Annotated in this window: 23 protein-coding genes and 1 pseudogene; 5 read left to right on the forward strand and 19 right to left on the reverse strand. The window is 70.2% G+C overall.

What is annotated here, in order from left to right; translation table 11 throughout:
• The first annotated feature begins 31 nt into the window (after nucleotides 1–31).
• Nucleotides 32–232: a hypothetical protein gene (locus AB0H50_RS29190; RefSeq protein WP_357458761.1), complete on the forward strand. Its 201-nt coding sequence runs from the start codon at nucleotides 32–34 to the stop codon at nucleotides 230–232.
• Nucleotides 233–283: 51 nt separating this feature from the next.
• Here the strand turns inward: AB0H50_RS29190 and purN are convergent, their stop codons facing one another.
• The 7 genes from purN to hemL all read right to left on the reverse strand — a co-directional run bounded on the left by purN (nucleotide 284) and on the right by hemL (nucleotide 7,914).
• Nucleotides 284–892 carry a phosphoribosylglycinamide formyltransferase gene (gene purN / locus AB0H50_RS29195; RefSeq protein WP_357458763.1) on the reverse strand — a complete coding sequence of 203 codons (609 nt, stop codon included), beginning with the start codon at nucleotides 890–892 and terminating at the stop codon, nucleotides 284–286.
• 185 nt (nucleotides 893–1,077) lie between these two features.
• Nucleotides 1,078–2,043, reverse strand: coding sequence for a c-type cytochrome biogenesis protein CcsB (ccsB, locus tag AB0H50_RS29200; RefSeq protein WP_357458887.1), 966 nt, complete (start codon nucleotides 2,041–2,043; stop codon nucleotides 1,078–1,080).
• Nucleotides 2,044–2,045: 2 nt separating this feature from the next.
• A complete protein-coding gene (locus AB0H50_RS29205) occupies nucleotides 2,046–3,716 on the reverse strand; it encodes a cytochrome c biogenesis protein ResB (RefSeq protein WP_357458766.1) in 1,671 nt (556 codons plus the stop codon).
• Nucleotides 3,713–4,534, reverse strand: a complete 822-nt coding sequence (locus AB0H50_RS29210; protein WP_357458890.1) for a cytochrome c biogenesis CcdA family protein — start codon at nucleotides 4,532–4,534, stop codon at nucleotides 3,713–3,715. The genes AB0H50_RS29205 and AB0H50_RS29210 overlap by 4 nt, the downstream gene beginning before the upstream one ends.
• 31 nt (nucleotides 4,535–4,565) lie before the next feature.
• Entirely contained in the window at nucleotides 4,566–5,225 is a 660-nt protein-coding gene (locus AB0H50_RS29215; RefSeq protein ID WP_357458767.1) for a TlpA disulfide reductase family protein, read from the reverse strand.
• The gene (locus AB0H50_RS29220; RefSeq protein WP_357458892.1) at nucleotides 5,222–5,902 is read right to left on the reverse strand and encodes a histidine phosphatase family protein; all 681 of its coding nucleotides are present in this window, start codon (nucleotides 5,900–5,902) and stop codon (nucleotides 5,222–5,224) included. The genes AB0H50_RS29215 and AB0H50_RS29220 overlap by 4 nt, the downstream gene beginning before the upstream one ends.
• A gap of 674 nt (nucleotides 5,903–6,576) precedes the next feature.
• Nucleotides 6,577–7,914, reverse strand: a complete 1,338-nt coding sequence (gene hemL / locus AB0H50_RS29225; RefSeq protein ID WP_357458770.1) for a glutamate-1-semialdehyde 2,1-aminomutase — start codon at nucleotides 7,912–7,914, stop codon at nucleotides 6,577–6,579.
• A 168-nt stretch (nucleotides 7,915–8,082) separates the two neighbouring features.
• On the opposite strand from hemL, the gene AB0H50_RS29230 reads away from it, so the two are divergent.
• A complete protein-coding gene (locus AB0H50_RS29230; protein ID WP_357458773.1) occupies nucleotides 8,083–8,475 on the forward strand; it encodes a hypothetical protein in 393 nt (130 codons plus the stop codon).
• A 70-nt stretch (nucleotides 8,476–8,545) separates the two neighbouring features.
• On the opposite strand, the gene AB0H50_RS29235 is transcribed toward AB0H50_RS29230, so the two are convergent.
• The 6 genes and pseudogenes from AB0H50_RS29235 to hemB form a co-directional block, all read right to left on the reverse strand.
• On the reverse strand, nucleotides 8,546–8,764 hold the full coding sequence (locus AB0H50_RS29235; RefSeq protein WP_357458776.1) for a hypothetical protein: 219 nt from the start codon (nucleotides 8,762–8,764) through the stop codon (nucleotides 8,546–8,548).
• Between the two features lie 98 nt (nucleotides 8,765–8,862).
• Nucleotides 8,863–9,114 carry a hypothetical protein gene (locus AB0H50_RS29240; protein ID WP_357458778.1) on the reverse strand — a complete coding sequence of 84 codons (252 nt, stop codon included), beginning with the start codon at nucleotides 9,112–9,114 and terminating at the stop codon, nucleotides 8,863–8,865.
• Nucleotides 9,115–9,177: 63 nt separating this feature from the next.
• On the reverse strand, nucleotides 9,178–9,426 hold the full coding sequence (locus AB0H50_RS29245; protein WP_357458780.1) for a hypothetical protein: 249 nt from the start codon (nucleotides 9,424–9,426) through the stop codon (nucleotides 9,178–9,180).
• Nucleotides 9,427–9,734: 308 nt separating this feature from the next.
• Nucleotides 9,735–10,154 (reverse strand): annotated as a pseudogene (locus AB0H50_RS29250) (hypothetical protein); the annotation flags it as partial.
• Nucleotides 10,155–10,489: 335 nt separating this feature from the next.
• Nucleotides 10,490–11,020, reverse strand: coding sequence for a hypothetical protein (locus tag AB0H50_RS29255; RefSeq protein ID WP_357458782.1), 531 nt, complete (start codon nucleotides 11,018–11,020; stop codon nucleotides 10,490–10,492).
• Nucleotides 11,017–11,994 (reverse strand): porphobilinogen synthase, encoded by a 978-nt coding sequence (gene hemB / locus AB0H50_RS29260; RefSeq protein WP_357458784.1) that lies wholly within the window; start codon nucleotides 11,992–11,994, stop codon nucleotides 11,017–11,019. The genes AB0H50_RS29255 and hemB overlap by 4 nt, the downstream gene beginning before the upstream one ends.
• Before the next feature lie 238 nt (nucleotides 11,995–12,232).
• On the opposite strand from hemB, the gene AB0H50_RS29265 reads away from it, so the two are divergent.
• Both AB0H50_RS29265 and AB0H50_RS29270 read left to right on the forward strand, forming a co-directional pair.
• Nucleotides 12,233–13,027 carry a tetratricopeptide repeat protein gene (locus AB0H50_RS29265; protein ID WP_357458786.1) on the forward strand — a complete coding sequence of 265 codons (795 nt, stop codon included), beginning with the start codon at nucleotides 12,233–12,235 and terminating at the stop codon, nucleotides 13,025–13,027.
• Between the two features lie 290 nt (nucleotides 13,028–13,317).
• On the forward strand, nucleotides 13,318–13,599 hold the full coding sequence (locus AB0H50_RS29270) for a hypothetical protein (RefSeq protein WP_357458788.1): 282 nt from the start codon (nucleotides 13,318–13,320) through the stop codon (nucleotides 13,597–13,599).
• 74 nt (nucleotides 13,600–13,673) lie between these two features.
• Here AB0H50_RS29270 and AB0H50_RS29275 read toward each other — a convergent pair whose 3' ends face one another.
• The 5 genes from AB0H50_RS29275 to AB0H50_RS29295 form a co-directional block, all read right to left on the reverse strand.
• Complete coding sequence (locus tag AB0H50_RS29275; RefSeq protein ID WP_357458791.1) at nucleotides 13,674–15,236, reverse strand: bifunctional uroporphyrinogen-III C-methyltransferase/uroporphyrinogen-III synthase; 1,563 nt, start codon at nucleotides 15,234–15,236, stop codon at nucleotides 13,674–13,676.
• Nucleotides 15,233–16,330 carry a hydroxymethylbilane synthase gene (hemC, locus tag AB0H50_RS29280; protein WP_357458793.1) on the reverse strand — a complete coding sequence of 366 codons (1,098 nt, stop codon included), beginning with the start codon at nucleotides 16,328–16,330 and terminating at the stop codon, nucleotides 15,233–15,235. The genes AB0H50_RS29275 and hemC overlap by 4 nt, the downstream gene beginning before the upstream one ends.
• Nucleotides 16,327–17,739, reverse strand: a complete 1,413-nt coding sequence (locus tag AB0H50_RS29285; RefSeq protein ID WP_357458795.1) for a glutamyl-tRNA reductase — start codon at nucleotides 17,737–17,739, stop codon at nucleotides 16,327–16,329. Before AB0H50_RS29285 ends, hemC begins: the two co-directional genes overlap by 4 nt.
• A gap of 64 nt (nucleotides 17,740–17,803) precedes the next feature.
• The gene (locus tag AB0H50_RS29290) at nucleotides 17,804–18,634 is read right to left on the reverse strand and encodes a redox-sensing transcriptional repressor Rex (RefSeq protein WP_357458797.1); all 831 of its coding nucleotides are present in this window, start codon (nucleotides 18,632–18,634) and stop codon (nucleotides 17,804–17,806) included.
• A gap of 236 nt (nucleotides 18,635–18,870) precedes the next feature.
• Nucleotides 18,871–19,155: a glutaredoxin family protein gene (locus AB0H50_RS29295; protein WP_357458799.1), complete on the reverse strand. Its 285-nt coding sequence runs from the start codon at nucleotides 19,153–19,155 to the stop codon at nucleotides 18,871–18,873.
• A 187-nt stretch (nucleotides 19,156–19,342) separates the two neighbouring features.
• On the opposite strand from AB0H50_RS29295, the gene AB0H50_RS29300 reads away from it, so the two are divergent.
• On the forward strand, nucleotides 19,343–20,290 hold the full coding sequence (locus AB0H50_RS29300) for an HAD-IB family hydrolase (RefSeq protein ID WP_357458895.1): 948 nt from the start codon (nucleotides 19,343–19,345) through the stop codon (nucleotides 20,288–20,290).
• Here AB0H50_RS29300 and AB0H50_RS29305 read toward each other — a convergent pair.
• Entirely contained in the window at nucleotides 20,268–20,423 is a 156-nt protein-coding gene (locus AB0H50_RS29305; protein ID WP_357458801.1) for a hypothetical protein, read from the reverse strand. The genes AB0H50_RS29300 and AB0H50_RS29305 overlap by 23 nt on opposite strands.
• Nucleotides 20,424–20,607 lie beyond the last annotated feature (184 nt).

Genomic DNA, 20,607 nt, shown 5'->3' on the forward strand with positions numbered 1-20,607 from the left:
GGCTACCCTCGATAGCAGGAGGTGAGCGAACGTGACGTACCTGTTGGCACTCATCGCCATAGTGGCTGTCGCGGTGTTGTGCTGGAAGGCGTTCGGCCCCGTGAATGCTGGTGATCGGACCCCGCGTTCACCCCAACGCAAACGAGTCCTCGGGCCCGACGACGATCCGGAGTTCCTGTGGCGGATCTCGCGGCAACAGCATCCCGACGGCGACGGCAGTACCGATCGCTGAACGGCGCGTGTACGGGGCGGTAGGTCGCTCCGCAGCACGGCCGAGTTGACGTCAGCGGTCGGCGGCGGCGGGGTCCCGGGTCGCGATGATTTGCACGACCGCGGGAAGCAGCAGGTGCTCGGCGGCCAGGACGCGCTCGGCCAGCGAATCGACCGTGTCATCGGGTAGCACCGGCACTTCGCTCTGCGCGATGACCGCGCCGGTGTCGTATTCCTCGGTCACGAAGTGGACCGTCGGGCCCGACACCGCGTCGCCCGCGGCGAGAACGGCCTCGTGGACGGCCTTGCCGTACATGCCTTGCCCGCCGTGGCGCGGGAGCAGCGCGGGATGGATGTTGATGATGCGGCCGCCGAACTCCTGCCGCACCCGCGGCCCAAGCTTCTTCATATAGCCCGCGGTCACGACCAGAGCGGTGTCGTGCGCGACGAGCGTCGCCCGCATCGCCTCGTCCAGTTCGTCCGGCTCCGGATGCGTCCGACCCGACATGTGCACCACCGGAATCCCGGCCTCCCGCGCATACGCCAACGCCCCGGACCCACTGTTGTTCCCGATCACCAGCGCGATCACGAACCGCGCCTGCTCCTCCAACGAAGCCCCGTGCAGCGCACGCAAATTCGACCCATTACCCGACGCAAGCACCGCGACCCGAAGCCTCGACATATCCGCAGTCTCCCACACGGCAGCGCTCCGATACGGTCCGCTACCAGTCCTGGTCGACGTCCAACAACTCGGCGGGATCGAACGCGATGGGGAACGGCTTCTCGACGTCGAGCCAGCGGCCCGCGTAGGTGGTGCCCACTCACTCGTAAGCGGAACAGCCGGTTACTCGACGGGACGCTGTTCGATCAGTTCAGACCCGCGTAGCTGTGCAGGCCCGAGATCACGATGTTGATGATGAACAAGTTGAAGAGCATCGCGACGAAGCCGGCGACGTTGATCCAGGCCGCCTTGGTGTCGCGCCAGCCGGAGGTAGCACGGGCGTGCAGGTAAGCGGCGTAGAGGACCCAGGCGATGAAGGAGCAGGTTTCCTTGGGGTCCCAGCCCCAGAAGCGGCCCCAAGCGGCCTCAGCCCAGATGGCGCCGAGGATGACGCCGGCGCCGAAGAGGGGGAAGCCGATGATGGTGGTCTTGTAGGCGAGGCGGTCGAGGGCGCGGGCGTCGGGCAGGCGGCGGGCGATCTTGCCGAGCGGGTTGTCGGACTCCTGGCCCTCGGGCTGACGCAGGCGGTACAGGAACAGCAGGCTCGCGACGCCGGACAGCAGGAAGATGCCGCTGCCGATGCTCACCACGGTGACGTGGATGGGCAACCAGAAGGATTTCAGCGCGGGCACCACCGGCGCGGCCTCCGCGTACAGCACCTGCCCGGCGAGGAACATCAGGACCAGCACCGGCGCGATCAGGAACACCCAGATGGCGCGGAACTTCTGCTCGTACAAGAAGCCGAGACCGACGACCAGCGCCGCCGCACAGGCCATGGCGATGAACTCGTACATGTTGCCGAGCGGGAAGCGGTGAGTCGCGAAGCCGCGCAGCACGATCGAGGCGACGTGCAGGACGATGCCGACGATCAGCACGGAGAACGCCATGTTGCCGAACTGTTCGGCGCGCGACCGGCGCGGTGGTGGCGCCACCTTCCCCGGCACGCCCGGCCCTGCGCCGCCGCCGACGGTGACGAGTTCGCGCGCCTCGGCCTTGCGGGTCTGCACCGACGCGTACTGCGCGATGAGCAGACCGAGCGCGAGCACGTAGATGACGAACGCCGATTTGAAGGCGAGGTTGCTGTACCCGGCGAGGGTCTCGTCGATCGGCATGGTCACTCTCCCGTGCTTGCGAGGTCGGTCTTCACGTCGTCGCCCCCAGCCTCCAGCAGGCGCGCGCGGAGCCGGTCGAATTCGCCGCCCCAGCCCGCCTGATCGGATCTGGCGAGCCCGCCCATTTCTACTACAGTGCGTCGTTGATCAACGGTACCGGCAGTTTCCTCGGCCGGGTAGACCCGCACCCAGATCCGTCGCCGTTTCACCAGCAGCGACACCAGCAGGCCCGCCATCATGGCCAGCGCGCTCACCAGCACCCACTGCTGGGCCGGATCGTGCGACACCTGCAGGTTCACGAATTCCTGTGCGCCGTCGAAGGTCACCTTGGTGCCGTTGGGCAGCGTGGTCGATTCGCCGGGGCGCAGGTTCACCCTGGCCTCCTTGGTGAGCCTGCCCTGCCGCACCATCTCCTGGTCCAGCGAGAACAGATCCTGCGAGCGCCCGGTGTCCAGACCGGTGTCGCCGCGGTAGACGTCCACCGCGACGGCGGGGTCGTCCATGCTCGGGAACGCCGAGGTGAGCAGGTTGCCGTGGAACAGCGCGGTCGGCGCGAACAGGCCCTCTATGGCGATCTGGTTCTTGCGGCGCTCCTCGTCGGTGGCGTACATGCCGCCGGGCGGGTCGATGCGCAGCACGCCGCTGGACAGGAAGGTCCGCGCGTCGTCGGGCCGCCACTGGATGGTCTCGGTCCTGGTCTGGCCGTTCGGGAAGGTGACGGTGAACGTCGGCGCGTAGCCGTGCCCCTGCAGGTAGAGGCGATCGCCCTCGACTCGCAGCGGGTGGTTGACCTGCAACGTGGCGGAGCGCCAAGTGTCGGTCGCCAGATCCGATCCGGCCTGGTAGTCGACGTTCGACGTGAACATCTCCGCCTGCCCGGTGCGCAGGTAGTCGGCCTGGAAATCCTTGACCCGCACACAGATCGGCGTCATGCCGGTGCCGTCGTTGACGTTGCCCGCGCGGAAGGAGTCGAACACCGCGGGCGAGGTGGTGCAGAAGCCGGGGCCGTTGTTGGCGATCACGATGACGGTGCCCTCGTAACCGAACAGCTTGCCGACCGCGATGGCCACCAGCAGACAGACCAGCGCCAAATGGAAGACCAGATTGCCGAATTCGCGGGCGTAACCCTTCTCCCCGGAGAGGGTGAGCTCGCCGGGGCGAGTGCCCGGCCGCACCTCGGTGCGCCAACCGCGAAGCCGCGCGCGCGCGCCCTCGATCAGCTGCTCGGGGGTGCCCGCCGACTCGCCCGAATAGTGGTGCGGCAACCGGGCCAGGTTGCGCGGGGCGCGCACCGGCGGGGTGCGCAGCGCCTTGTAGTGATCGAAGGTGCGCGGCAGGATGCAGCCGACCAGCGAGACGAACAGCAGCACGTAGACCGCGGTGAACCAGAAGCTGGAGAACACGTCGAACAGCTCGAAGCGGTCCATCCACGGTCCGAGCGTCGGACGGTCGGCGATGTATTGCGCGACCTTCTGCTCGTTCAGGTTCCGCTGCGGCAGCAGGGCGCCGGGAATCGCGGCCAGCGCCAGCAGGAAGAGCAGCACCAGCGCGGTACGCATGCTGGTGAGCCCGCGCCAGGTGTTGCGGACGAGCGCGAAGGCGCGACCGGGCAGCGACTGGCGAGGCGGACGGGGGGCGGACGATTCGGCCACGGGATGATCGGTCACGGTCATATGGGGAGGGTCACCTCGGAGACGAACGCGTCGCGCACCCACGCCACGAACTGATCCCACGCCCCCGTGACCAGCGCGACGCCGACGGCCATCAGCAGAATGCCCCCGACGATCTGAATGGTTCGCGAATTACGGCGCAGCCAGCCGACGCCGCGCAGCGCGCCTGCCGAACCGAAGGCCAGGATCACGAACGGCAGCCCGAGCCCCAGGCAGTACGCGACGATGAGCGCGACGCCGCGAACAGCGGTGCTGCCCTCGGTGCCCGCGGCCACCGCCATCACGCCGGACAGGGTCGGGCCGAGGCACGGCGTCCAGCCGAGCGCGAAGACTCCGCCGAGCAGCGGCGCGCCGACGAGGCTGGTCAGACGGCGCGGCTCCATCCTGGTGTCGCGCTGCAAGGCCGGGACCAAACCGACGAACACCAGACCCATCAGGATCGTGACCACGCCACCGATGCGTTGCAGCAGTTCACGATTCACGTTGAGGGTCTGGATCACACCGAAGACGGTGGCCGTCGCGAGCACGAAGACCACGGTGAAACCGGCGACGAACAGTCCGGCCGCACCGGCGACACGCAACTTGTTGGCGCGCGCGGCGACCGCGACCGAGGAACGGCCTTTCGCCGACTCGACGGTCGCGGGCGGGGCCTCGGCGCCGACCAGCCCGGCCAGATACGACAGGTACCCGGGCACCAGCGGAACCACGCACGGCGAGGCGAACGACACCAGCCCCGCCAGCACGCACGCGCCGAGCGCGAGCAGCAGCGGGCCGGTCGCCGCCGTCTGCTGGAACGATTCCCCCACGCTCGCTAGCACCATCACCGCACGACCCCCGAGATCGGACGGCCCATCACTGCTTTCCCTCCTCGGCGAGCTTCTCGACGATCGGCTGCAGGTCTTCCGCGATCAGCGATCGCAGGTAGACCGCCGCGACGCGATGCTGCCGGTCCAGCACGAGGGTGGTCGGGATGACGCTGGTCGGGAAGTTTCCGCCGAGGGCGAGCAGCGTGCGCATGGACGGGTCGTAGATGGACGGGTAGCCGACCTTGTTGTCGGTGACGAAGTCCTGTGCCTTGTCCCGCTGCGGATCTCGGACATTGATGCCGAGGAAGGCGACGCCCTTGTCCTTGGTGGCCTCGTAGACCTTCTCCAGCGCGGGCGCCTCCGCCCGGCACGGCCCGCACCACTGGCCCCACAGGTTGACGACGACCACCTTGTCGGGGAAGTCGGCGACCGAGACGGTCTTGCCCTCGTTCATCAGATCGGGACCGGACAGCGCACCGATGGTGCCGCGCGCGGCGGGCGGATCGTAGAAGATGTCGGTCTTGCCGCCGGGCGAGACGAACTCGAAGGTGCCGCCGGTGGCCACCGCGTCCGATCCGGTCGAGCAGCCCGCGAGCGCGGCCACCAGGGCCACGCACGCTATCAGCACCGGCGCGACCCGCCTGGCCAGTGTCCGTGCGGACGCAGGCCTAGCCGTCGCGGGGATCGACGCGGTGGCGCGAATCATGCGCCGTGCACCGTGGGATCCGAACCGCCTGCGGGCTCGGAGTAGACGATGTCGACGAGCGTGTCGCCCTGGTAGACCAGCGAGGTCAGCGAGGCGAGCGAGCACTGCCTTGCCCGCGGGTCGTGCCAGAGCCGCTGGCCCTGCAGGAACCGCCGCAGCGTCCAGACCGGCAGCTGGTGCGAGACGAGCACCGCCTCGCGGCCCGCCGCCTCGACCCGAGCTTTGTTGACCGCGGCCAGCATGCGGTGCGCGATCTGCAGGTACGGCTCGCCCCAGGACGGGGTGAACGGGTCGCGCAGCTTCCACCAGTGCCGCGGCTTGCGCAGCGCGCCGTCCCCGACGGACACACGCAGGCCCTCGAAGGTGTTGCCCGCCTCGATGAGGTTCTCGTCGGTGCGCACGATGACACCGTGCGGCTCGGCGATCGGCGCGGCCGTCTCCTGCGCGCGCTGCAGCGGCGAGGCGATCACCACGGCGATGTCGTGATCGGACAGCGCCCGCGCCACCGCGCCCGCCTGCGCCCGTCCGGTGACGGACAAGCTGAAGCCGGGCAGCCGACCGTAGAGAATCCCCTTCGGGTTGTGCACCTCGCCGTGCCGCAGCACGTGCACGATGGTCTCGACGGACGGGCCCGCGTCGGAGTGACCGGGCTCGCCGGAGCGAGGGGTGGCGGTGATGCGCGAAGTGCGCGCGGAGGTTTCGGTGTCCTTGGCGACGGCGGGCGGTTCGTCGGCGACGGTCGCGTCCGACGCGGCGAGATCGGTCGCGGACTGATCGGCGGCGGTCCCGGACTCGGCAACGGTCTCGTCGGCCGCGACCGTCCCGGCCTCAGTGGCATCCACGTCGCTAGCAGCCTCGGTGGCCTCGGACTCCGCATCGGCACCGGCGATCTCGTCAGCCGCAACCGTCCCAGCGTCGGCGGCGCTCTCGGCGCTCTCGGCCCCCGCGGCGACGGTCTCATCGGCCGCGACCGTCTCGGCATCGGCAGCATTCACGTCGGCAGCCGCCTCGGTGGCCTCGGACTTGGCAATGGCATCGTTCACGTCGGCAGCTTCGACGGACTCGGCAGCGGCGTCCGCACCGGCGATTTCATCGGCCGCGACAGTCTCGGCGTCGGTCGCCGCACCCTCGGCGTCACCTTCGCTCGGTGCGTCGGCGAGATCCAGATCGGCGGCGGCAGCGGCCGACGCCGACGCGCGGGCGGCGGACTCCTCGGCGATCTCGGCTTCGGTGATCGCGCCGAGCGCCTCGGCCTCGCTGAACGGGGAGTCGACGCTCGGTGGGGTGGACGTTGGGTCGGGAGTGGTCGGTAGTTCGCGGCGGGCGGCGCCGGGCTGGTCGTGGTCGGAACTCACGCGCGGGATCCTTCGGGGGTGGCGGCCGCGGCCGCGTGCGCGGCGGCGGGCAGGGCTGCGGCGATTCGGTCGAACGCGTCCTCGTCGAGCGCCGCGGAGACGAACCACGCCTCGAACGCGCTCGGCGGCGCGTACACGCCGCCGTCGAGCAGCGCGTGGAAGAAGGCCGGGAAACGCCAGGTCTGGCTGGCCTTGGCGGTGGCGTAGTCGGTGACCGGACGGTCGGAGAAGAACACGCTCACCATATTGCCCGCGAACTGGACGTGGTGCTCGACCCCCGCCGCGCCGAGCGCCTCGGTGAGCAGGCCGCCGAGCCGTTCGGCGTTGCGATCCAGCGCGGCGTAGACCGCGTCGTCGGCGGCGCGCAGCGTAGCCAGGCCCGCGGCGACGGCGACGGGGTTACCCGAGAGCGTGCCCGCCTGATACACGGGGCCGAGCGGGGCGAGCTGGTTCATCACCTCGGCGCGTCCGCCGAACGCGGCGGCGGGCAGGCCGCCGCTCATCACCTTGCCGAAGGTGTACAGGTCACCGGCGACGCCGTCGCGCCCGAACCAGCCGGAGCGGCTGACCCGGAATCCGGTCATCACTTCGTCCATGATCAGCAGCGCGCCGTGCTCGGCGGTCAGCGCGCGCAGACCTTCGTTGAAGCCGGGCGCCGGGGCGACCGCGCCCATGTTCCCCGCCGCGGCCTCGGTGATCACGCACGCGATCCGACCGGGATGCGCCACGAAGGCCGCGGCCACCGCGTCGAGGTCGTTGTACGGAAGCACGATGGTGTCGCTCGCCTGCGCGCCGGTGACGCCGGGCGAGTTGGGTAGGCCGAGTGTCGCGACGCCGGAACCCGCGTCGGCCAGCAGCGCGTCGACGTGCCCGTGGTAGCAGCCGCTGAACTTGATGATCTTGGTGCGCCCCGTGTAGCCGCGCGCCAACCGCACCGCGCTCATGGTGGCCTCGGTGCCGGAGTTCACCAGCCGCACCCGCTCCACCGGCGCGACGCGCTCGATGATCAACTCGGCCAGCTCGATCTCCGCCGCGGTGGGTGCGCCGAAGGACAGGCCGCCGACCGCGGCCCGCTGCACCGCCTCGACGACCGCGGGGTGCGCGTGCCCGAGGATCATCGGGCCCCACGAGCACACCAGATCGACGTAGTCGTTGCCGTCGGCGTCGGTGAGCGTGTAGCCCTTCGCGGAGTCGATGAACCGCGGCGTGCCGCCGACCGATTTGAACGCCCGCACCGGAGAGTTGACACCGCCGGGGATCACCGAACTCGCCCGGTCGAAGAGCTGAGCGGAAACCGGCACCGATGCCCTGGTGACGCGCGGAGAAGAACTCACGGCCTCCAGTGTCGCAGCTGCGGAGAACCCGGTCGACGACAGGGTGTAGGAGAGTGACGCGCGCCGCAGTCTCCCCGGCAACACGCCGTGCGGGCGTTTGCCGCGATATCCGGCGGCGCGTCCGTAATCTTCACAGGTCGTTTGCGACTACTCCCCGGGAGGCTACTCATGCGGTTCGCCCTCGTCAGCACGGCAGCATTGGCCGTATTCACCTCCGCGGCAGCGCTATTCGGCGCCGGGACCGCCGCGGCCGCCGACCCGATCGCCGATCTGGAACAGGGCCGCGTCGGCGCCCGGCTGACCCACGAAGAGACCGCCGCGCTGGCCGGCGGCCCCGGCCCCGCGCTGATCACGATGTTCGTGCCGCTGGACCGGATCGGTGCGGGCTTGCACAAGGAAACCGAACTGTTTCGCGATCAGACCGGCGGCGTGCGCGCGACACTGCGCCAAGTGATCGCCGAGTCCGCGAGTCACCCCGACGGTTCGGTGACCATCTACCTGAACGCGCCGTGGACTCGCAACGGCCGCGTCCTCGACGTCTATCAGAACTGGACCCGCTGAACACCGAACTCGCCCGCGGACCGGAGTCCGCGGGCGAGTATGAATCATTCGGCGACAGCGATTTTCGGTGCTATGTGTAAACGCACGGCAGCGCGGCGGACAGGCTCTGCAGCGAGCACAGGATCCCGTTCATGGCTCCCGCCGACCCGGTCTCCGGCACCAGACCGGCGACCGGGGCCGTCGGCTCCAGCGGCAGACCGGCGGGGTCCGCCAGCGCGGGCGAAGCGGCCAGACCGACCGCAGCGGTCGCGACCAGAGCCACGCCCAATCTCGTGACGAGAACTTTCACGAGTCACACCTTCCATTTTCGATCAGCCCACCGGCGAATGCCGGTGCGCCACAACACGAATGGTAGGCGTACCGAGAAGTTTGTGAAGCGTTATTGTTTCAAATACTCGGGCTCGTGACGCCGACGCAGAACAACGCGAACCCGGTGGTGACCAGGCAGTCCAGCGGCATGGGCAGCAGCTCCAGCAGCCCGGGCGGCGGGGTCGCGGCGAACGCGGGCGACACCGGCACCGGTGGCGGCGGGGTGTGATCATCGGGAGCGGCGGCGGCCGGTACTGCGGCGGCCGCAACGATCAGCCCACCGGCCACCACCCCGATGGCGAGCTTCTTCGCGTGGATCATCGGTTTCATAGGTTGGAGGTTCCCGCCGGTGCGGCGGCAAAACGGGGACGGCCGAGTTGTCCGGCCCCCGCCTCACTTCTCGGCGGCGGACCGCACGGTGCGGGTCACGGCGTCGATGGCGAGCAGACCCGCCACCGCGACGAGAAATGCCGACAAGACCAACCACGGCGCGACATAACGGGTCGCCTCGAAGGCGGGCATCTCGCCCATCGCGGCGAACGACGTGGTGACGGTGCCACGACTCCAGCTCAGCACCGCGAGCGCCAGCGCGACGACGGCCGCGACCACCTGCCCGAGCGCCACCACCATGTCATGTCTCACCGGTCCGCTCCGTTCTCGCTGCGCTGCTCGTCCCTGTCATCGGCCGACGGCACCGCCGCGCCATCGGCGCCGCGCTGTTCCGCGCCATCGACTTTGTGCTGTTCCTCGACGCCCCCGACCCGCAGCACCGCCGCGCCATCGGCGTTGTGCTGTTCGACGCCATCGGCCTTGTGCTGTTTCTCGACACCCTCCGCCCGCGACACCTCGCTGCCGTCGGCGCTGCGCTGCGTCTCGGCGCTCTCCAACTGCGGCACCTCCGCACCATCCGCCCCCAGCGCCGCGCCGAGCGCGGTCCGCAGCCCGCGGTGATCGCGGGCCCACGCCTGCACCAGTCCGCCGTCGCGCATACGCAGTCCGATCCCCTTCCGCCTGCGCGGCACACCGCTCAATTCGCCGAGCGCCCGCGCGGACTCCCAGTCCTCGTCGTTCCAGGAGTGCTCGTCACGCTCGGGCAACACGGCTGCGACGCCGGTGAGCGGCAGGGTCTCGGCGCCCTGGCGCAGGGTGGACTCGGTGAGCTCGACGCTCACATGACGGCGGCCCGCGACCACCTGCAGCGCAACGAAAGCCGCGATGAGCACCCCGCAGAAGATCAGGGCGAACCAGTGCACCGGACTGGACGTGACCAGCTCCAGCACCAGGACGAGAAAGCAGAGCAGCGGGCCGTAGGCTACCGCGCGCCAGCGCGCACCCGGCTCCGCGAACAGAACGGCGTCGCCATCCCTCACGCCGCACTACCCATCAGATCGCGCATCCGACGCCCGGCGCCGGGGCCCGCCGATGAAATCAGCCGGCCAGACCGGGCAGCAGCAGGACCGCGACGGTGACCAAGCCGAACAGGATCAGCAGGCTCAGGACGAGCAGGTCTCGTCGCATGCTCTGCGGCTGCTGGATCACCACTCGCATCTATGCCTCCGATCTCCCGGAGCCAACTGGATGACGCCCTCACGCAACGTAAGACAACGCATGACCAATAACTACCGGTTCCCATGACTACTGTGACAACCCTCACCATACATGTCCGCGTTACCGCGACAAACTCGGCGCCGCCACCGTCATTCGTTCACCGGAGGCTGTTCTGGAAGTAGTTCGTCGAGTCGGGACGGAAGCTCAGGAACAGCGCGCCGCCCGCCAGCACGCCCTGCACGATCGCCGCGCCGCCCGCGACCAGCGAGGCAACGCCGGTCACCGCGTCCAGGGCGAACAGCGCGGCGACGGCGCCGAGCACCAGCCACACGGCGAGCACCGTCAGCACGGTGCGCGCCCAGGGCTTGCCCCGGCCGAACTGGTGCACCACCGCGAACGCGCCCGCCGCCAGCGCCAGTCCGGCCAGCACCATGGCGACCAGCATCAGCGATACCAGCAGTTCGGCGGTGGCCATGGCGAAATTCGGGTCGCCCGCCTTGCCCTGATCGAACATCCGCTGGTCGAGATCGGCACGCTGCTGCAACGAGGTGAGCACCGTGCCGACCAGCTGCACGACACCGAATCCGATGATCCCCCACCACAATTGGCGAGCCGTACGGATGTCTTCCGGCATCGGAGGCCGGTGCGGGACCGGCACGACGCCCATCGGTCTCGGGTAGTTCGTCACGACAACCAGTGTGCGGCCTCGGTCGCCCAGTAAGTGAGGACGATGTCCGCGCCCGCCCGGCGGATGCCGGTCAGCGATTCCAGCACGGCGCCGCGCCGGTCGATCCAGCCGCGCTGCGCCGCGGCGGTGATCATCGCGTACTCGCCGGAGATCTGATAGGCCGCCACCGGCACCGTGGACCGGTCGGCGACATCGCGCAGGATGTCCAGGTAGGACATGGCGGGCTTGACCATCACGATGTCGGCGCCCTCGGACAGGTCGAGCTCCAGTTCGCGCAGCGACTCCCTGCGGTTGGCCGGGTCCTGTTGGTAGGTGCGGCGGTCGCCCTCCAGCGAGGAGCCGACGGCCTCGCGGAACGGGCCGTAGAAGGCCGAGGCGTACTTCGCGGCGTAGGCCAGGATGCCGGCGTCGGTGCGGCCGACCGCGTCCAGGCCGCGCCGGATCGCGCCGACCTGGCCGTCCATCATGCCGCTGGTGCCGAGCAGGTCGGCGCCCGCCTCGGCCTGGGAAATCGCCATGTCGACGTAGCGATGCAGGGTCGCGTCGTTGTCCACCGCACCGCTCGGGGCGAGCACTCCGCAGTGGCCGTGGTCGGTGAACTCGTCCAGGCAGGTGTCGGCCATGACCACCGTCGCGTCGCCGACCTCGTCGGCCAGCGTGCGCAGGCCGCGGTTCAGGATGCCCTTCGGATCGCTGGCCTGGCTGCCGGTGGCGTCCTTGTCCTCCGGCTTGGGCACGCCGAAGAGCATCAGCCCGCCGACGCCCGCCGTGACGGCCTCCACCGCCGCCTTGCGCAGCGAGTCCATCGAATGCTGGTAGACCCCCGGCATCGAACCGATCTCCCGCGGTTCGTCCAGCCCGTCGGCGACGAACATCGGCAGCACCAAATGCCGTGGTTCCAACGTTGTTTCGGCCACGAGACGGCGCAGAGCGGGAGTACGGCGCAACCGCCGCGGGCGGTCCATTCCGGTCATGAATCGCACGATACGCCTGCTCGAGGAAGGTGTCGCGAGCGCATCGGACGGCGGTGATCCGGCCCACCTCCTGCTTCGGTTCTCGGTGCTGTCCACCGTCGAGCACCCGCCGTTCCCGGCGGACCTGCGGCGGTTAGAGCGGCGGCGCCCGATACGCCGAGTGACCTGTCGCCACCACGATCGCGAAATTCTGCGCCATCCTGAAGTCGGGGCACGCACGGACCTCGGAGGCAAGGCGATGACGGGTTACGACCGGTACGGATCGCGGGTGGCGGCGTTGCGGCGGTTCGCCGACGGCGGGGACGTGTGGGCGATGGAGCGATTGGCCGAGGCGCTGCGCGAGGCGAACGACACGGGCGGTGCGGAGCATTGGCTGCGGCGGGCGGCGGAGCTCGGCAGCGGTTCCGCGCTCGTCCCGCTCGGCGAGCTCGCGATGGCGGACGGGCGCGTCGCGGAGGCCATCGGATGGTGGGAGCAGGCCGTCGACGCCGGCTGCGCGGGGGCCGATCTGCAGCTCGGTGCACTGTATCTGGAGCGAGGGGAGCTGGACGCGGCCGAGCGCTGGTTGCGCCCGGCGGCGGAGGCAGGCGCGGCGGAGGCGATGACCGACATGGGCGTGATCGCACACCGGCGCGGGGACGACGAGTCGGCCGTGCGCTGGTACGAGCGCGCCGCCGACGCCGGAAACCCCACGGCCATGCGAAGTCTCGGTGTGCACCTGGCCCGCGCCGGTGCGTTCGAGCGCGCCGTCGAGCTGCTCACCGAGGCCGTGCGCCGTGGCCGCCGCGACGCCATGGCGGTGCTCGGCGCGGTGTATCTGGATTACGGCGATCTCGCCGAAGGCGAGCACTGGCTGCGCCGCGGCGCGGCGGCGGGCGATCCGGAGTCGATGTTCCACCTGGCGATGACGCTGCGAGACCGCCGAACCGCCGGCACGCCGAACGGCGCCGCGGCCGACGAAGCGACCCACTGGCTCCGGCGGGCAGCCGATCTCGGCCACCCCGAAGCCCTTCGGCTGCTTCTCGACTCCTGACACCGCCCTCGCGGATCCAACTGCCGCGTGCCGGTGAACTTCGTCAACGGGTGCGGCGCCGTCCCAGGACAACAGCTGGTCATGGAGCCGCGGCCCGATCCGCGCCGAAGCGACCGCCAACGCGATCGGCGCGGCGGCCGGACGCCAACCGCAGCTCGAGCACTCCGTGTGCACCGACCGGCGACCGCGAAAAGTGTTGCGGCCAGCGGTTTTTGTCGGTGGGCGCGGGTAGAATCGAAGCTGTGTTCGAGGGGATCCGCCGGGTTCCCGATCGCGAGGGGAGGACGCACATGCCTGCGACCGAAGCCGCCCGAAAGTCCACCGTCATCACGCCCTACCGGCCGCTGGAGAGGCGGCCGCTGCCGCCCGGCCGTCCGCGCAAGTGGTACATCACGCACAACCGCAGGCTCAAGGCGATGCGGCTGAGCATCGCCCTGCTCGACTCGGGGATCTACCTGCCGACCCAGGCGAGCAACGAAAAGATCCGGAACACCGCCGAACTCGTCGGCATACGCCCGCCCTCGGACACCACGTGCCGCCTGGTACGAACCCTCCTGCGCTACAGCCGATGACTGCGTCCGGCCCGAGGCCGGGCGCGAAAGCGAAACGCCCACAACGAAGTGGGCGTTTCGCCGCGCGGACGAACTTATCGGCTACGCCGGCTCTTCTTGCGCGGCGGCGGAAGCAGACCCTCGGCGCGCAGCCGTGCGGCGTGCTCGGCGAGCGCCTCGACCAGCGGGCCGACCTGCGCGGTCTCGGGCTGCACGTCCACGCGCAGGCCGAACTCGATGGCCGTCTCGGCGGTCTTCGGGCCGATGCAGGCCACGATGGTGCGCGCGTGCGGCTTGCCCGCGATGCCGACCAGGTTGCGCACCGTGGAGGACGAGGTGAACAGAACCGCGTCGAAACCGCCGGTCTTGATCATCTCGCGGGTCTCCGCGGGCGGCGGCGAGGCGCGCACCGTGCGGTAGGCGGTCACGTCATCGATTTCCCAGCCGCGGTCGCGCAGACCCTCGGCCAGCGTCTCGGTGGCGATGTCGGCGCGCGGCAGCAGCACCCGGTTCACCGGATCGAAGACGTCGTCGTACGGCGGGAAGTCGGCGAGCAGGCCCTCGGAGGACTGCTCACCCGAGGGCACCAGCTCCGGGTTGATGCCGAACGAGCGCACCTTGTCCGCGGTGGCCTCGCCCACGCAGGCGATCTTCACGCCGCTGAACGCCCGCGCGTCCAAACCGAATTCGGCGAACTTCTCCCACACCGCGCGCACCGCGTTGGTGGAGGTGAACACCACCCACTGGTAGCGGCCGTCGACCAGACCCTTCACCGCGCGCTCCATCTGCGCGGGGCTGCGCGGCGGCTCGACCGCGATGGTCGGCACCTCCATCGGGATGGCGCCGTGCGTGACCAGCCGCTCGCTCATCTCGGCGGCCTGGTCCTTGGTGCGCGGCACGAGCACGGTCCAGCCGTACAGCGCCCGCGACTCCCACCAGGACATCTTCGACCGCGAGGCGACCGCCTTGCCGATGGTCACCACCAGCGGGCCGACCAGCTCGGAGGCGGCGCTGTTCAGCGTGGCCAGGGTGGCCTCGATGGTGCGCTGCTGGCGGGTGGTGCCGCGCACGGTCACCGCGACCGGGGTCTGCGGCGCCATGCCGTGCTCCACCAGGGCGCTCGCGGTCTCGGCCAGGTGGCCGGAGGTGGCGTGCAGCACCAGCGGGCCCGGCGCGGCGGCCAGCGCGGCCCAGTCGACCTCGCCGCGCACGTCGGCCTCGGTGTGTCCGGAGCCGAGCGCGATGCCCGCGTAGCTGGGGACCGCGGAGCCGTTGGGCAGGCCGGGCAGCACCTCGAACACCATGTGCGAGCGGGTCACGGTGGTGACCTCGGTGATCACCGAATCGGTCGTCAGCGGATCGCCCGCGACAACGCGGACCACGTCGTGGCCTGCGCGCGCCTCGGCGATGAGCGTCTTCGCGACCTCGGCGGGCTCACCGAGGGCGGGCCGCACGTCGACCGGCCGCGTGCCGTCCTCGTTCTCCTCGACCGCGGTACCGATCAGCGCAAGCACACCCTTGTCGACATCAGGATCGGTGAATGCCAGTGTCGCCCGCCCGAGCACCTCGCGCGCACGCACTGTCAGCAGCGCCGGGTCACCGGGACCCGACCCGACGAACAAGATCCGACCGGGGTGCTTCTTGGTGGCTCGGCTCATTGGCTGTTCTCCATTGGGCTGGGATTGCTGATACGACCTTCGGCCGCGCCCGGTCGCGACCGCTGCAAGTTCTGGACGTCACCTGAGTGCTCGGATTTCGCCACGGCGGTGTCGTCTGTTCCGGGTGCGCCGAGCAGCTCGCGTGCCCCCAGCTCCAAGAGCTCTTGCGCGAGTGCGCGGCCGAGCCGATCGGCCTCGGCGGGCGCTCCGACCACCGAGGCGCGCAGCACCTCGGACCCGTCGGCGGCCGCGGCGCAAGCGCGCAGCGAGAGCTCGTCGACGATGCGGCCGTCGTCATCGAGCGACTCGACGACCTCGGCCAGCGCGCCGATCGGCGCGGTACATCCGGCCTCGAGCTCGGCGAGCAACGACCGTTCCGCGATGACGGCGGCCCGGGTGGCGGCGTCGTCGAGCCGGGTCAGCGCCTCAATGGTCACGGCGTCGTCGCTGCGGCATTCGACCGCGAGCGCGCCCTGCGCCGGGGCGGACAGCATCTGCACCGGCTCCAGCGCCTCGGTCACGGCGTCGAGTCTGCCGATTCTGGACAGTCCAGCTCGGGCAACCACCACCGCGTCCAGCTCACCCTCGGTCACCTTGCGCAGCCGGGTGTCCAGGTTGCCACGCAGCGGCACGATGTCCAGGCCCAGGCCGAGGGCGGCCAGCTGGGCCGCGCGGCGCGGCGCCGAGGTGCCGATCTTGGAACCGGCGGGCAGTTCGCCGAGCACCAGCCCGTCGCGCGCCACCAGGGCGTCGCGCGGATCCTCGCGGGGCGGGATGGCGGCGATGGTGAAACGCGGGTCCGGCGCGGTCGGCAGGTCCTTGTAGGAGTGCACCGCGATGTCGATGGTTCCCGCGGCCAGCTCGTCGCGCAGCGCCGAGGTGAACACGCCGACGCCGATGTTCTGCACCGGATCGGAGGAGAGATCGCCCGGCGTCTTCACCACGACCAGCTCGGCCGGATGTCCCGCCGCGATCAGCGCGTCGCGCACGGTGCCCGCCTGGGTCAGCGCGAGCAGGCTGCCTCGGGTGCCGATGCGCCACGGCGCCCGGATACCGTCGGCTGTCATGTTGTCCTCTTCCTGAACGACTGTCATGCCGACTTGCCCTCCTCGCCGAGGTGTCCCAAGGTGAAGTCGTCGGCGAGTCCGGCGCCGAGTTCACCGGTCATCGTGCTGATCTCCATCGGCGCGGCAACCGCTTGGGCCGCACCGGGCTTGAGTTCGAACAGTTCGCGCAGCGCCTCGGCGTAGCTGTCGCCGCCCGGCGTTGACGCGAGTTGCTTCACCCGCACCGTCGGCGCGTGCAGCAGCTTGTCGACGACCCGGCGCACGGTGCGCGCCACCTCGTCGCGTTCCGGATCGGCCAGGCCGGGCAGCCGCGAATCCAGCCGCAGCAGTTCGGCTTCCACCACCTCGGCGGCCCGCTGGCGCAGGGCGGCGACCGTGGGGGTCACCTCGGCCATCCGCTGGCCCGCCAGGTACTTGGCGAGTTCGTCGGCGACGATCGACCGGGCGGCCGCGGTGTCGTCGGCCGCGGCGCCCGCGGCCGGATCGCGCTGCAGTGTCTCGATGTCGATGACCGCGACGCCGGGCAGGCCGGCCACCGCGTGCTCCACGTCGCGCGGCAAGCCGAGGTCGCAGAACACCAGCGGACGTTCCGTCGCCGGGAATTCGGCGCGATCGCGATCGGCGAGGGCGCGGTGGGTGTCGGCAAGCGTCACCACGGCGCCGACCGCTCCGGTGCAGGTCACCACCACGTCGGCGGCGGCCATCGCCTCGGTGAGCCGGGAGAGTTCGAGCGCGGAGGACTCGACGCCGTAGGAGCCCGCGGTCTCGGCCAGCCTGCGCGCCCGGTCGATGGTCCGGTTCACCACGATGATGCGGCCGATGCCTGCGCGCGACAGATGTGCGACGGCGAGGCTACCCATCGCGCCCGCGCCGACGACCACTGCGGTGCGACCCGTCAGTTCGCCGAGGACCTGCTTGGCCCGATCCAGCGCGACCGACACCACCGACGCGCCCGCCCGGTCGATGCCGGTCTCGGCGTGCACCCGCTTGCCGACCCGCAGCGCGTGCTGGGCAAGTTCGTGCAAGGTGCGCCCGACAGCCTGCTGGGCGTCGGCGGTGGCGTAGGCGCCGCGGATCTGGCTGAGCACCTGCTGCTCGCCGACGACCATCGAGTCGAGCCCGCTGGACACCGCGAACAGGTGCTCGGCGGCGGCCTCGCTGTAGCGCACGTAGGCGTGCTTGGTGAGATCGGGCAGCGGCAGCCCGGAATGCTTGGTGAGCAGGTCGCCGACCTCGGCGAGACCGCCGTGGAAGGCGTCGACGACCGCGTAGACCTCGACGCGGTTGCAGGTCGAGACGATCATCGCCTCGGAGATGTGGCTGGAGGCGAGCATGCGATCGATCAGCTTGGGCCGGTCGGCATCGGTGATGGCGACCTTCTCCAGCACTGCGACGGGAGCGCTGCGGTGCGAGATCCCGACGAGTAGAACACTCATGCCCGCGCCTCGCTGACGCTCGGCGCCGGCATGCGCGATGCATGCTGGCACATGATTCGCTCACTCATGGTGCAACCACCGATCCCTTGCTGCTTGGCTCCGTTGCCGAATGCGAGGTCGTCGAGTGCGTGAGGGCCGGATGGCCGGCCGGAGAGTGCGGAGTCGGCACGCGGCGCGCGATACGGCCGGTCCCCGCGTGCGCCACCTCGGGCAGCGGCTCCGGCTCGGCGTTGCGGGTCCGTTCGAACGACAACATCTGCATTTCGACCGCCAGGTCCACCCGGCGGACTTCCACCGCGGGCGGGGCGATCAGCCCGCACGCGGAGAAGCTCAGAATCGACTGCAGCCCGGCGGCGACCAAGTGGTCGCAGACCTCCTGGGCCGCGTCGTCGGGCACCGCGATCACCGCGATGGTCGGCTCGAGTTCGGCGACGCCAGCGGCCAACCCCGCGACATCGCGCACGGTCAGCCCGGCCACCGACAGCCCGACCACCTCGGGATCGGCGTCGAAGAGGCCGACAACACTGAATCCGCGCCGCCGGAAGCCGCCGTAGCCGACCAGCGCCCGGCCCAGATTTCCGACGCCGACCAGCACCACGCGATGTCCACCGGACAGACCGAGCACGTCCTCGATCCTGGTCCGCAACTTCGCTACGTCATAGCCGACGCCCCGGACGCCGTTGGGGCCGAGGAACGACAAATCCTTGCGCAACTTCGCCGAATTGACACCCGCCGCGACAGCCAGTTCCTCACTAGATACGATGAGCACACCGTCGTCGGCCAACATGGCGAGGACCCGAAGATAGGTAGCCAGCCGCGCGACGGTGGCCTGCGGGATGTCTTTCTGCAGAGCCCTGCCGGAGACGCCGCCCGGCGCCTCATGCTGCTCTGTCACGTCGTCGGCTCCTCGTTCCGGCCTGCGCACAGGTCCGGTTCGTCGTTCGACCTCGAGCCCGGCGGCGGTCCGGTGCCATGGTCGAAGTATCGGATTTCAGGGCGCCCGCAGCCTCGGCATGCGGGTCGCGTGCCACCACCGTAACCGCTTGTGAAGCCCTGCACAAAGTCGGTGAAATTGGCCTCATTTTCCGCCGCGACCAGCGCGGCGGCCAAATCGGACACGGATCACACCGATCAGCGACCCAGATCAGCCCGCAAACGCGCCTCGTCGACGTCGAAGTAGCTGTGCTCGCGACCGTCCAAAAGCACGACGGGCAGCCGATCTCCGTACTCCGCGCGCAGGCCAGGGTCGGTTTCCGCGGCGATGTCGACGTCGAGTGCGCCGGGTTCGATGCCGAAATCCGCGCAGATCGCCCGCAACTGCTCCAGTGCCGTGGCACACAGCCCGCAGCCGGCGCGGGTCAGCAAAATCACTTCGTGCGCGGGGGGCGCTGCGGCGCTCTCTGTGGGATTGGTCATGGCCGATATTAAATCCCCTCGCCACTCCCCTCCGGTGCGCGTGGTCTTTCGGGTGACTGTCGGTGAATCCGGTTAGTGTGGACGTGGTTCGCGCGAACGGGCGGAGGTACTGGTGCCGGAACGATCGAAGGTGGAGAGGGCCGGGTTCATCGCGGGCCGGTTCGGCGAGTTCCCGGTGCGGTGGCACCTGGGCCCGCTGGGCCAGGGGCTGCAGGACCAGCTCGCTCGCATCTCCCGCAGTCCGTTCGGACCGAGCGAGGAGGAGGTCCGCGCCAATCTCGCGGGCGAGGCGAGCGCCGACGCGGCGCTGTCGCTGCACGAATCGGAGCTGGCGACGGCCGAGCCCATGGGGCCGGAGGTGCCGCGCGATCTCACCGCGGCGGCGTTCTTCGACGTGGACAACACGATGGTGCAGGGCGCCTCGATCGTGCATTTCGCGCGCGGTCTCGCGGCGCGCAAGTACTTCAAGACCTCCGACCTGGTCGACGTGGCGTGGAAGCAGGTGAAGTTCCGCGTCACCGGCAAGGAGAGCAGCACCGACATGGCCTCGGGTAAGGAGAAGGCGCTCTCGTTCATCGCGGGCCGCCCGACCTCCGAGCTGGCCGCGCTCGGCGAGGAGATCTACGACGAGATCATCGCCGACAAGATCTGGCCGGGCACCCGCGCGTTGGCGCAGATGCATTTGGACGCGGGCCAGCAGGTCTGGCTGGTCACCGCGACGCCGGTGGAGCTGGCCCAGGTGATCGCCAAGCGACTCGGCCTGACCGGCGCGCTCGGCACCGTGGCCGAGAGCGTCGACGGCAAGTTCACCGGGCGGCTGGTCGGCGACATTCTGCACGGGCTCGGCAAGGCGCACGCCGTGCGCACGCTGGCCATCCGCGAGGGCCTGAATCTCAAGCGCTGCACCGCGTACTCCGACAGCCACAACGACGTGCCGATGCTTTCGCTGGTCGGCACGGCGGTCGCGATCAACCCCGACTCGGACCTACGCGAGCTAGCCAAGAACCGCGGCTGGGAGATCCGCGACTTCCGCACCGGCCGCAAGGCGGCCAAGATCGGCGTGCCGACCGCGCTGGCACTCGGCGCGGCGGGCGGCGCAGTGGCCGCGGCGGTCACCCGCCGACGCGATCACTGAACGGCGGTCCGCCCACACCGGCCGCCACCACGGCCCGAGCTCCGCTGACGATCCACACCTCGATCACCAGCAACCAGCGAGCCTGCGAGAGGTTGCGGCCGAGCAGGCAGCACCACGGCTGAGTGGATGGCACCGTGGCTCATCGCCGGTCTACCAGGCCGCGCGAACCGGGCAAAGGCCGCGAACACCGCGTCTCCACGCCGTGCGGACCTAAATGAAACAGAAACATCCGCACCCGATCACCCCGCACGGAGCGAGCCCGACGAGCGACCGTTCGCGGCCGTCTCGCTGCCCAGCGGTCGAAGCGCATGCGCCGC

It is taken from the genome of Nocardia sp. NPDC050793 (assembly GCF_040654065.1).
GTDB lineage: Bacteria > Actinomycetota > Actinomycetes > Mycobacteriales > Mycobacteriaceae > Nocardia.